The 10,972-nt window shown below is 74.7% G+C and carries 11 protein-coding genes; 4 read left to right on the top strand and 7 right to left on the bottom strand.

The genetic code is table 11. The annotated features are described in order from the left end of the window. Positions 1–167 precede the first annotated feature (167 nt). Entirely contained in the window at positions 168–608 is a 441-nt protein-coding gene (locus AB0F71_RS34620) for a heme-binding protein (protein ID WP_360243338.1), read from the bottom strand. 70 nt (positions 609–678) lie between these two features. Beyond that, positions 679–1,884, bottom strand: a complete 1,206-nt coding sequence (locus tag AB0F71_RS34615; RefSeq protein WP_360243335.1) for an MFS transporter — start codon at positions 1,882–1,884, stop codon at positions 679–681. A gap of 158 nt (positions 1,885–2,042) precedes the next feature. On the opposite strand from AB0F71_RS34615, the gene AB0F71_RS34610 reads away from it, so the two are divergent. After that, complete coding sequence (locus AB0F71_RS34610; protein WP_360243332.1) at positions 2,043–2,516, top strand: MarR family transcriptional regulator; 474 nt, start codon at positions 2,043–2,045, stop codon at positions 2,514–2,516. Positions 2,517–2,685: 169 nt separating this feature from the next. Here the strand turns inward: AB0F71_RS34610 and AB0F71_RS34605 are convergent, their stop codons facing one another. Beyond that, entirely contained in the window at positions 2,686–4,089 is a 1,404-nt protein-coding gene (locus AB0F71_RS34605; protein ID WP_360243329.1) for a right-handed parallel beta-helix repeat-containing protein, read from the bottom strand. A gap of 31 nt (positions 4,090–4,120) precedes the next feature. On the opposite strand from AB0F71_RS34605, the gene AB0F71_RS34600 reads away from it, so the two are divergent. Beyond that, positions 4,121–5,329: a Dyp-type peroxidase gene (locus AB0F71_RS34600; RefSeq protein ID WP_360243326.1), complete on the top strand. Its 1,209-nt coding sequence runs from the start codon at positions 4,121–4,123 to the stop codon at positions 5,327–5,329. A 43-nt stretch (positions 5,330–5,372) separates the two neighbouring features. Here AB0F71_RS34600 and AB0F71_RS34595 read toward each other — a convergent pair whose 3' ends face one another. Continuing rightward, positions 5,373–6,605: a cytochrome P450 gene (locus AB0F71_RS34595; RefSeq protein ID WP_360243323.1), complete on the bottom strand. Its 1,233-nt coding sequence runs from the start codon at positions 6,603–6,605 to the stop codon at positions 5,373–5,375. A gap of 132 nt (positions 6,606–6,737) precedes the next feature. Beyond that, the gene (locus AB0F71_RS34590) at positions 6,738–7,355 is read right to left on the bottom strand and encodes a helix-turn-helix domain-containing protein (protein WP_360243320.1); all 618 of its coding nucleotides are present in this window, start codon (positions 7,353–7,355) and stop codon (positions 6,738–6,740) included. A gap of 105 nt (positions 7,356–7,460) precedes the next feature. On the opposite strand from AB0F71_RS34590, the gene AB0F71_RS34585 reads away from it, so the two are divergent. Further along, positions 7,461–7,925: a DUF4345 domain-containing protein gene (locus AB0F71_RS34585; RefSeq protein ID WP_360243317.1), complete on the top strand. Its 465-nt coding sequence runs from the start codon at positions 7,461–7,463 to the stop codon at positions 7,923–7,925. 45 nt (positions 7,926–7,970) lie between these two features. Here AB0F71_RS34585 and AB0F71_RS34580 read toward each other — a convergent pair whose 3' ends face one another. Next, a complete protein-coding gene (locus AB0F71_RS34580; protein ID WP_360243314.1) occupies positions 7,971–9,641 on the bottom strand; it encodes an FAD-dependent oxidoreductase in 1,671 nt (556 codons plus the stop codon). 112 nt (positions 9,642–9,753) lie between these two features. Between AB0F71_RS34580 and AB0F71_RS34575 the strand changes: the two genes are divergently transcribed. Then, positions 9,754–10,356 carry a TetR/AcrR family transcriptional regulator gene (locus AB0F71_RS34575; protein ID WP_360243311.1) on the top strand — a complete coding sequence of 201 codons (603 nt, stop codon included), beginning with the start codon at positions 9,754–9,756 and terminating at the stop codon, positions 10,354–10,356. A 157-nt stretch (positions 10,357–10,513) separates the two neighbouring features. On the opposite strand, the gene AB0F71_RS34570 is transcribed toward AB0F71_RS34575, so the two are convergent. Next, positions 10,514–10,795: a metal-sensitive transcriptional regulator gene (locus AB0F71_RS34570; RefSeq protein WP_030290512.1), complete on the bottom strand. Its 282-nt coding sequence runs from the start codon at positions 10,793–10,795 to the stop codon at positions 10,514–10,516. Positions 10,796–10,972 lie beyond the last annotated feature (177 nt).

The following is a 10,972-nucleotide window of genomic DNA, read 5'->3' as shown; positions in this document are numbered from 1 at the left end:
GCGCCGGTTGGGCGGGGGCGGGGGGGGGGGGGGGGCGGCGGGGGGGGGGGGGGGGTCTGGGGGGGGGGGGGGGGCGGGGGCCCCCCGCGGCCCCCCCCCCCCCCCCCCCCCCACGGCCGTTGTAAGGGGGCGTCAGGTGTCAGGCGTAAGGCCTCACGCGTCAGGCTCTAGGCGGCAAGGGTGCCGACGGCGGCGAGGGCGGCGGTGGCGAAGCGGTGGTCCTGCTCCGGGGCGCCGCCGCCGATGCCGAGGGCGCCGATCAGCCGGCCGTCGCGGCGGACCGGGAGGCCGCCGGCGATGAACAGCAGCGGGCGGTCGAGGGCGGTCGGCAGCGAGTGGAACGGGCCGTCCGGCTTCACCAGGTCGACCAGGTCGGCGGTCGGGGCGTCCAACTGGAGCGCGGTGTAGGCCTTGCGGGTGCTGGTCTCGCCGGAGATCAGCACGGCGCGGTCGTCGCGGCGGAAGGCCAGCAGGTGCCCGCCGGCGTCCAGGACGGTGACGCTGACGGTCACCCCGGCGGCCTCGGCGGCGGTGTGGGCGGCTCGGACCAGGGCCTCGGCCTCGGTGGTGGTCAGAGCGGTCGGGGCGGTCGGGGCGGTGGTGCTCATGGTGGCGCTGCTCCTGGGGAACGGGGAACGGGGAACGGGGGAGGGAGGAGGGGGGAGAAGGGGAGGGCGGTCAGTGGTGGACGGGCGTCCGGGGTGCGGCGGCGGCGGCGCCGGTGGTGGCGGCCCGGTGCCGGTCGCGGCGTTCGAGGGCGGCGGACCAGAGGGCGAGCAGCAGGGCGGCCGCGGCGAGCAGGGCGCCGACCCAGTTGGGGGCGGTGTAGCCGAGGCCGGCCGAGATGACCAGGCCGCCGAGCCAGGCCGCCAGGGCGTTGCCGAGGTTGAAGGCGCCGATGTTGACGGCGGAGGCGAGGGTGGGAGCGCCGTGGGCCTGGTCGAGGACGCGCTTCTGCAACGGGGGGACGGTGGCGAAGCCGAGGGCGCCGACCAGCAGGATCGTCACGGCGGCGGCGACCTTGTCGTGCGCGGTGAGGGTGAACAGGGCCAGGACGACGGCCAGCCCGCCGAGGGTGGTGTAGAGCAGGGGCATCAGCTTGCGGTCGGCGAACCTGCCGCCGAGCAGGTTGCCGAGGAACATCCCGACGCCGAACAGCACCAGCAGCCAGGTGACCGCGCCCTCGGAGTAGCCGGCGGTGTCGGTCATCATCGGGGCGATGTAGGTGATCGCGGCGAAGACCCCGCCGAAGCCGAGGACGGTCATCGCCATCGCGAGCAGTACCTGGGGATTGCGGAAGGCGGTCAACTCGCCGCGCAGGCGGGCCCCTTCGGGGCGGGGCAGGCTGGGGACCAGCTTGCCGATGCCGAGCAGGCCGAGCAGTCCGAGGGCGGCGACGCCGGTGAAGGTGGTGCGCCAGCCGACGGCCTGGCCGATGAAGGTGCCCAGCGGGACGCCGACGATGTTGGCGACGGTGAGCCCGGTGAACATGGTGGCGATGGCGCCGGCCTTCTTCTGTGGGGTGACGAGTTCGGCGGCGACGACCGAGCCGATGCCGAAGAACGCGCCGTGGGCCAGCGAGGTCACGATCCGCCCGGCGAGCATCAGCGGGAAGCTGGGGGCGACGGCGGACAGCAGGTTGCCGACGACGAACAGGCCCATCAGCAGCATGAGCATGGTCTTGCGGCTGATCCGGGTGCCGAGCACGGTCATCAGCGGGGCGCCGACGACCACGCCGAGTGCGTAGCCGGTGACCAGTAGGCCGGCGGTGGGGACGGCCACGCCGTAGTCGTCCGCGATCTGGGGCAGCAGGCCCATGATCACGAACTCGGTGGTTCCTATCCCGAAGGCCCCGATGGCCAGGGCGAGAAGTGCGAGGGGCATGGCGCGACCTCCGTGCGATTGCTAGTGCGCCTTACGTGCCTCGACAATAGTTGCAAGCGCGGGCTATGGGCAAGTGCGGGCATTCACCCTCGACATGCCCGAGGCCTAAACTGGAGGCCTGCCCGTACCTGGTTCGTACCTGGAAGGAGGCCGTGCCGATGACCGCCACGGACCCTGCGCTGACCGCCCTCGCCAACGGCTGGGCCGCCCTGTACGTCCTGTACGGCCGGATCGAGGCGCACATCGAGCGCGCCCTCCAGGCGGAGCACGACCTGAGCGTGCGCGAGTACTCGCTGCTCGACGTGCTCAGCCGCCAGCACGACGGCGAGGGCGGGCACCTCCAGATGAAGCAGGTCGCCGACGCGGTCGTGCTCAGCCAGAGCGCCACCACCCGGCTGGTCTCCCGGCTGGAGGACCGCGGGCTGCTCGCCCGCTACCTCTGTCCCACCGACCGCCGTGGCATCTACACCGACGTGAGCGAGGACGGCCTGCGGCTCCTGGCGCAGGCCCGGCCGACCAATGACACCGCGCTGCGCGAGGCGCTCGACGAGGCCGCCCGCAACCCGGAGCTGGCCCCGCTGGTCGCGGCCGTGGAGGCGGTCGACCCGCCCGCGTTGCTGCGGCGGCCCTGAGCGGCGCAGGCGGTCGGCGTACGGGGGAAGGCGTACGGGCAGGGCGTACGGGCGGGGCGTACGGGCAGGGCGTACGGGGAAAGGCGTCGGGCGGGCCCGCGGCACTCGGTGTGCCGGGGGCCCGCCCGTGTCCGGTGGGGAGCGGCCGTCGCGCCGCCGCCGCCGCGGGTCAGTGCGGGAGGACGGCGTCGGCGGTCGCCGGAAGCGGGTAGGCGTCCGGGTCGACCGGGCCGGGCAGGTCGGTGGCCGGGCGGGCGGGGGCGTTGGGGTCCGGCAGTGAGGGCTGGGCGGGCGGCGCCTGGACCTGGTTGAACGGCACGCCGGGCGGGGCCTGGACCGGGGCGGCCCGGCCGGTCGCGAGCGGGCTGCGGCTCTGGGCGTCGCAGGCGGCCCGGCTCTCCAGGTCGTCCGGGCTCTGGGTGGCGGGCTGGTTGCCGGTGAAGCAGTTGCCCGGGTCGGCGGAGGCGAGCACGAGGTCGACGCCGTTGCCCTCGGCGCGGTTGCCCTTGACCAGGTTGCCGGCGGCCGGGTGCCCGGGCGGGTCGGTGACGATCACGCCGGCCGAGCGGTTGCCCTTGACCAGGTTGCGCTCGACCCGGTTCGCGGTGCCGCCGCCGATCCCGATGCCGATGCCGAAGCCGCCGTCGGCCTGCTCGGGGGTGTCGGAGGCGTTGTTGTCGGTGACGGCGTTCCCGGCGATCACGGCGCCGTGCTGGGGGGCGAGGGCTTCCAGGTCGTTGGAGTTGACGGTGACGCCGACCCGGTTGCCGACCACCCGGTTGCCGAGGAACCAGAGGTTGTCCGAGGCGTTGGTGATCTCGATGCCGACCGCGTTGCGCTCCACGGTGTTGCGGCGCACCAGGGTGTCGCAGGGCTTGCACTGGCCGACGTAGACACCGGAGTCGGCGCCGCCGGAGGCGTAGGAGTCCTCGATGATCCCGGCCCGGGCGTCGAAGGCGTAGATCCCGTACAGGCCGTTGTTGTAGGCGGTGACCCTCGTCGCCCGGAAGCCCTGGAGGGCGGGGAAGCGGGTGGTGTCCAGCGGGTTGTAGGCGGAGCCGCCGGCGCCGCGCTGCTGGAGCTTCTCGTCGGTGACGCCGGTGAACAGCACGCCGTTGGCGAGGTAGCCGTGCACGGTGAGGTTCTCCACCACCGAGCCGGCGCCGGTGACGGTGACCCCGTTGACCAGCCGCACGCCGCCGTCCAGCACCACCGAGTTGCGGTCGGTGCCGCGCAGCACGATCCGGGGCTTGGTGATCCGCACGCTCTCCTGGTACGTCCCGGGGGAGACCAGGACGGTGTCGCCCTCGCGGGCGACGTCCACGGCCTTCTGGACGGACGGGAAGTCCTGCGGGACGCGGACCACGGTGCCCTCCGGGTGGCGGGCGTCCGAGGAGGGGCCGCCGGCCGAGGAGCAGCCGGTCAGGGCGAGGGCGGCGACCAGCAGGGCGGGCAGGGCGCGGACGGCGCCGCGCGGGCGGACCGGACCGCGTGAGCGGAGCGGGCGGCGCGGACGGCGCGGACGGTGCCGCGGTGCTTCGGAGGCGGATTGACGGACGGTCAAAAGTTGCATACGGGGTGTTCTATCGTCTCCAATGTCGGTCATGCATGCCGAAACCGGAAAGGCGCGGAAACAGCCGGGAGCCGCCAGGGGCGGGCTGGACCGGAGGACGCTGATCGCGGGCGGCGGCGCGGTGCTGGCCGCCGGGGTCGGGGCGGGGGCCGTGGCGCTGGGGCGCGGGCCGTCCGCCGCGCCATCGCCGCACCCGGCGCCCCCGTCGCTGCCGGAGACGCCGTTCCACGGCGACCGGCAGGCCGGGGTGACGGCCCCGCAGCAGCCTGCCACCCTGCTGCTCGCCCTCGACCTGGCGCCCGCCGCCACCTCCGACGGGCGGACCGTACTGCGCTCCCTGCTGGGGGAGTTGACCCGGGTACTGGCCGACGCGACGGGCGGCAGTCCGGCCGATCCCCGGCTGCGGGACGGCGAACCGGCGCGACTGAGCAGCCTGGTCGGGGTCGGGCCGGGGCTGGCCGCCCGGCTCGGGCTGAACGTCCCGCCCGCGCTGGCGGAGCTCCCGGCCTTCCCCGGGGACCGGCTGGACCAGGCCCGCGGCGGCGGTGACCTGGTGGTCCAGCTGTGCGCCGCGGACCGGTGGCCGCTCACCGTGGTGGCCGAACTCCTCGGCGGCGCGGCGAAGTCGGCGGGCGCGACGGTGCGCTGGAGCCAGCCCGGCTTCCTGCCGCGCACGGCCCCGGGGACCACCCCGCGCAACCTCTTCGGCTATAAGGACGGCACCGCCAACCCGAGCCCGGCCGAGGCCCAGCAGTGGGTCTGGGGCCCGCCCGGCCCGTACGAGCACGGCACCGTCCTGGTCTACCGCCGGATCCGGATGGACACCGCCGGGTTCGCCGCCCTCCCGGAGGACCGGCGCGACCTGGCCATGGGCCGCCGGCGCGGCGACGGCGCCCCGCTCACCGGCACGGCCGAGCACGAGGACCCGGACATCTACGCCAAGAACCCGGACGGCTCGTACGTCATCCCCAACAGCGCCCACGTCCGGCTCAGCAGCCCCCGGCTCGACTCCGGCGCCCGGATGCTGCGGCGCGGCTACAGCTACGACGACGCCCCCGACGACCGGGGGCTGCTGTTCTGCGCCTTCGTGCGGGACCCGGCGCAGTTCACCCGGGTGCAGAACCGGCTGGCGGCCAAGGACGCGCTCAACCCGTTCCTGGTGCACACGGCTTCCGCGGTGGCCTACGTGCTGCCGGGGGTGCGGGAGGGCGGGGTGCTGGGCGAGGGGCTGTGGGGGTGACGGGGCGGGGTCGAGCGGTCGAGTGGACGGCGGCCGGGCGGCCTCACCAGCTGACCGGGATCGCGGCCGGGCTGCGGGTGGTGCCGCCCAGCTGCCAACTCAGCTGCTCCAGCGGGACGGTGAGGCGGAGGTCGGGCAGGGCGGTGGCCAACCGGCGGAGCGATTCGCGCAGTTCGAGGCGGACCCGCCAGGCGCCGATGCAGTAGTGCGGGCCGACGCTGAACGCGAGGGTGGGTGCGTCGAGCGGCGTGCCCAGGTCGGCCTCGATCCCGCCGGGGAAGACCGCGGGATCCCGGTTGGCGCTGCCGAGGCTCGCGGCGACCACGGCTCCGGCCGGGACGGTCACGCCGCCGACGTCGACGGGGGAGGTGGCGCGGCGGAGGGTGGCCTCGTCGTCCCCCAACGGGATGTAGTGCAGCAGGCGTTCGGCGGTGTGCTCGGTGACCACCGGGTCGGTGAGCCGGCGCCAGTGCTCGGGGCGCTCGGCCAGGAGGTAGACCAGGGCGTTGCCGAGAGCGCCGGTGACGCTCTCGTTGCCGCTGGCGGTGAGGCCGAGGACGAGGAAGGCGAGCGCGTCCTCGGCAATGCCGCCGTCCCGGTCGGCGGCCTGCACCAGTCGGCTGACCAGGTCCGGGCCGGGGCTGCGGCGCCGGCGTTCGATCAACTCATCGGTGAACGCCCCGAATTCGGCGAGGGCCTCGGTCCGTCCGGCTTGTTCGTCCTGCTCCGGTTCCTGGTCGCCGCCGCCCTGGGCGAGCAGGGCGAGGGTCCAGTGCCGTAGTCGCCCTTCGTCCAGGCGGTCCGGGCCGTCGCCGTCCAGGCCCATCAGCCGGGCGGTGACGGCGAAGGGCACCGGTCGGGTGAAGGCGGTGACCAGGTCGGCGGGCGGCCCGACGGCGAGCAGCGCGTCCACGGACTGCTGGACGGCGGCCGCGACCCAGGGCTGCCAGCTCGCGATGGCGCGCGGGGTGAACGCCCGCTGGACGGTGGCGCGCAGGCGGCGGTGGGCGGCGCCGTCCTGGTTGAACAGCGAGGCGGGGTTGGCGGCGACGTCCGCGGTGCTGCCCGCGGCGCCGACCTCGTGCAGGTCGTTCCGGGTGAGGCGGGGGTCGCCGAGGACCTGCCGGACGTCGTGGTAGCGGGTGACGAGCCAGGCGGGGGTGCCGTCCGGGAGGGTGGTCGGGTGCGGCGGCCGGGCGGGGGTGAACGGGAGCCGGTGGAGCGGTGGGGGCGGGGTGTCGGTGTCGGTGCCGGTGTCGGCTGCGGGGGAGGACATGGAACCCTTCGGGGTCGGCGGCGCTGCGGGGCACGGGCATCCAACTGTCATATTTTCTGAGGGAATTGGATCCTTCTGACGGTTTTCCCGTTTCGGCCCGATGCTACGCCCCCGAACCCTCCGTACGTGGTCTCAACGCCCCCACTCGGGTGCCGGGTCGACCGGCAGCAGCGGCCGCACCGCGCCCAGCACGGCGCCGATGCAGGTGTCGCGCAGCTCCGTCCGGGTGCAGCTCGGCTCGGTCAGCCAGTCCACGACCAGCACCCGGACGAACACCAGCCAGCTGCGCAGGACTTGGGAGACGGCGAGGCGGCCGTCCTGGTCCGCCAGCGGCAGGACGGCGAGCAGTCGGGCGCGCAGGGCGTCCAGTTCCTCGGTGATGATGGTCTGGACGACCGGGTCCCCGGCCAGCTCGCGGTTGGCGGCCAGCACGGTGTGCCGGTTGGCGACGAAGTGGTCGAGATGGGCGTCCAGGCCCTCGATCAGCTGCTCGACCAGGGTGTCCGCCGGGTCGAACCTGGTCCGGGCCAGCAGGTCGTCCGAGGCCTGCCGGTGGACCGCCGCGAACAGTTCGCGCTTGCCGGCGAAGTGCCGGTAGAGCAGCGCGCGGGAGACCCCGGCCTGCTCGGCGACCTCCTCCATCAGCACGTCGGCGTACGGCCGGGCGGCGAAGGCCCGGGCGCCGACGGCGAGCAGCTGGGCGCGGCGTTCGGCGGGGGAGAGACGTCGGCGGCGTTCGTGAACGGACATGCGGCACAGGCTACTTGACAGGTGTCCAGTAGTGAGCGCTAGCTTGGTGGAAGCGTTGGTGGACACGTGTCTACTGGCGTCCGACGGGTGATGGGTGGTCGGCTCATGGCACAGGCGAAGGCGCAGGCACGGGCGCGGGGAACGGCGCAGTCGCAGGGAACGGCGCAGACGCAGGGAAGAGCGAAGGCGAAGGCGCTGCGGGTGCTCGCCTGGACGATGGGGGTCGCCTGCGTGGCGATCGGGTTCGAGCACCTGCTGGGCGGGCCGGTGGGCTTCCCCGGGATCCCGGACCCGGGCCCGACGGTCGACAGCTTCGGCCGCTTCATGGGCGCGGTCTTCGCCGGGTACGGCGTGGCCTGGATCCGGGCCGCCCGGCAGGTGCCGGTGCCCGCGCGGGAGGTGCGGTGGCTGACGGCGGTGTTCCTGCTGGGCGGCCTCGGCCGGGTGCTCGGCCTGGCGGTGGACGGGCGGCCGCACTGGTTCCAGCTGGTGCTGATGGGGATCGAACTCGGGCTCCCGGCGGCGTACTTCTGGCTCGCCGACGCGGACGAGCGGGCCGCCCGGGGCTGAGCCTCCGGGGGCCCGCCCGTTCCGGGCGGTCGGGGCACAGGCGGGTCAGACCGCGAAGGCCCGCAGGTGCTCGGTGAGGGTGGTCCGGTCGACGCTCGCGCCGGTGAGCGAGACGTACCCGTCCGGTCGGACCAGCACCACGGCCTCGCCGCGCAGCCCGTACGCGCGGGCGGCGTGGCCGTCGGGGTCGCGGACGGCGGCGACCCGCAGGCCGGGGAGGTCCTGGAGCACGGATCGGGCGGACGAGCCGGTCGGGTCGGACTGGCCGGACGGGTGGGCCGGGTCGGCCGGGTCGGCCGGGGCCGGGTGGTCGCCGAAGGCCAGCAGGGTGAAGTGCGGGCCGCGGAACAGGTCGAACAACCGGACCGGCGTGCCGTCCGCCGTGCTGCAGGGCGCGTTCGGGGCCCGGTCGCCGGCCCGGATGCCGGTGGCGTCGTCCAGGTCCCGGCCGAGCGGGCCGCCGCGGTAGTCGATCGAGAGCCCGGTGAGGTCGGCGCCCTGGACGGCCAGGGTGCGGAACTGTTCGGTCAGCACCGTGGCACCGTCGCCCCGGAACGCCGCCTTGTGGTGGGCGGAGGTGGCGGCGAGGCCGGCCAGGGCGATCGGCCGGCGCTCCTCCTGGTAGCTGTCGAGCAGCTCCGCGGGCGCGCCGCGCAGCACGGCGGCGAGCTTCCAGGCCAGGTTGTGGGCGTCCTGGATGCCGGTGTTCATGCCCTGGCCGCCCGCCGCGGACTGGCAGTGGGCGGCGTCCCCGGCGAGCAGCACCCGGCCGTCGCGGTAGCGCTCGACCAGCCGGACGGTGGGGCGCCAGACGGTGGACCAGATCGGTTCGTGCATCCGGACCCCGGGCAGCCCGGCCCGTTCGGCGAAGAGCCGGCGGAAGGTCGCCAGGGTGGGCGCGGGCAGCTCGCCGTGCTCGTCCGGTTCGACGGCGGCGTGCACCGCCCACTTGCCGTCCTGCCGCATCGGGACGATCGCCATGGCGCCGGCGCCGAACTTCGGGTGGTTCCAGAGGTGCATGTGGTCGGGGTCCAGGCCGTCCAGGTCCATCGAGGCCATGATGAAGCGCTCCTCCTCCCAGGTCTCGCCGAGGAAGGGGATGCCGGCCAGCTTGCGCACGGTGCTGCGGCCGCCGTCGCAGCCGACCAGGAAGCGGGCGCGCAGCTGCGCCGTCCGGTCGCCCTGCCGGACGGTGGCGAGCACGCCGGCGGTGTCCCGGGCACCGGCGGTGTCCTGGATGCCAGCGGCGTCCTGGGCGTAGGTGTGGTCGGAGTCCTGGGTGCAGTCGGTCAGTTCGCTGCCGGTCTCGACCTTGACGCCGTACTCGGCGAGCCGGTCGCGCAGGACGGCCTCGGTGTGGTGCTGGGCGATCATCAGCATGCCGGCGTACGGGCGGTCGGGGGTCGTCGGCCGGGTGGCCCCGGGGTCGAACTCCTGGACCAGCCGGGTGCCCTCGTAGGCGCGGACCTTGAGGTCGAGCACGCCCCGGTCGAGGATCCGGGCGACCACGCCGAGGTCGTCGAACACCTCCAGGGTGCGCGGGTTGACGCCCTTGCCGCGGACGCCGGCAGTGCGGAACGCGTCGTCCCGCTCGATGATCCGGCAGTCGACGCCGGCCCGGGCCAGCCCGATGGCCAGGGTGAGCCCGACCGGGCCGGCGCCGACGATCAGCACGTCGGTGGTGGGTGTGGAGTCGTGCGAGAGTGCAGCGCGCATGGCGGACGCCCCTGTCATTCGGCCATAAGATACGGCGCGTTTCCTGTCTTCGACTGTAGGCTGTCCCCGATAAGAAACGCAACGTGTCTACGAGGGTCGGGTGCGGAAACCGGTGGCGAGCGGCAGAACGGGCGCCCCGCGGCGGCGCGGGGACGAACTGGAACGGGCGATCCTGGACGCCGTCTGGGCCGAACTGGCCGAGCACGGCTACGACCGGCTCACCATGGACGGCGTCGCCGCCCGCGCCCGCACCAGCAAGCCGGTGCTCTACCGCCGTTGGCCGAACCGGGTGGAACTGGTGGTCGCCGCCCTCGGCCGCAACGCCCCGGACTTCCGGGAGCCCCCGGACACCGGTGACCTGCGCACCGACCTGGCGGTCCTGCTGGGCAGCCTGCTGCACCGCTTCGACGACCTGCCGACCGATGCCGTCCACGGCTTCCTGGTCGACCTGATGCGCGACCCCGAACTGCGCGTCGTCTTCCATCGGGGCCTCACCGCGGACGGGCCGGTGGACGCGCTGGCCACGATCATGCACCGGGCCGCCGAGCGGGGCGAGGTCGACCCGGCCCGGCTCACCCCGCGGGTCCTCTCGCTGCCGCTGGACCTGCTGCGCGACGCCTTCCTGATGGGCGGTTCGGTGCCGTCCGACCAGGTGGTCGCCGAGGTGCTGGACGAGATCGTCCTGCCGCTGCTCCGGGTGCCGGCCGGAGGGTAGCGGCCGGAGGGCAGGGGTCGGAGGGAGGGCCCGTCGGGCTGCGGATACCCCTACCCCGTAATGACGAACGCCCTCCGGCGGCGATGTGCCGCCGGAGGGCGTCGGTGCGTGCGGGTCCCGGTCCGGTTCCGGGTTCGGGTCCGAGTCCGGGGCCGGGTCAGGAGCGGACCAGGCGGGCGATGGCCTGGTTGGCCTCGCGGATCTTGGCGTTCGCCTCCTGGCCGCCCTCGGCGATGGCGTCGCGGACGCAGCATTCGATGTGCTCGTCCAGGAGTTGCAGGGCGAAGGACTGGAGGGCACGGCTGGCCGCGGAGACCTGGGTGAGGACGTCGATGCAGTAGGTGTCCTGCTCGACCATGCGCTGCAGGCCGCGGATCTGGCCCTCGATGCGGCGGAGCCGCTTGAGGAAGTCGTCCTTGTGGGGGCTGTAGCTGGCCATGGCCGTCTCCGGTTCCCGTGCGGTGAGGAGTTCTCTCACTCTACCGGGGCGGGGTGGGAGGGGAGTCGGGGCGGGCGGGGGGGGGGGGGGCGGCGGGGGGGGCGGGGGGGGGGGGGGGGGGGGCGCCGGCGGCCCCGTCCGTCGCGGACGCCGCGCGGGGCGGGGGCGCGGCGGCGG

Source organism: Kitasatospora sp. NPDC028055, from assembly GCF_040637885.1.
GTDB lineage: Bacteria > Actinomycetota > Actinomycetes > Streptomycetales > Streptomycetaceae > Kitasatospora.
The sequence above is the reverse complement of the archived record's forward strand: the minus strand, read 5'-3'. Positions and strand labels throughout refer to the sequence as shown.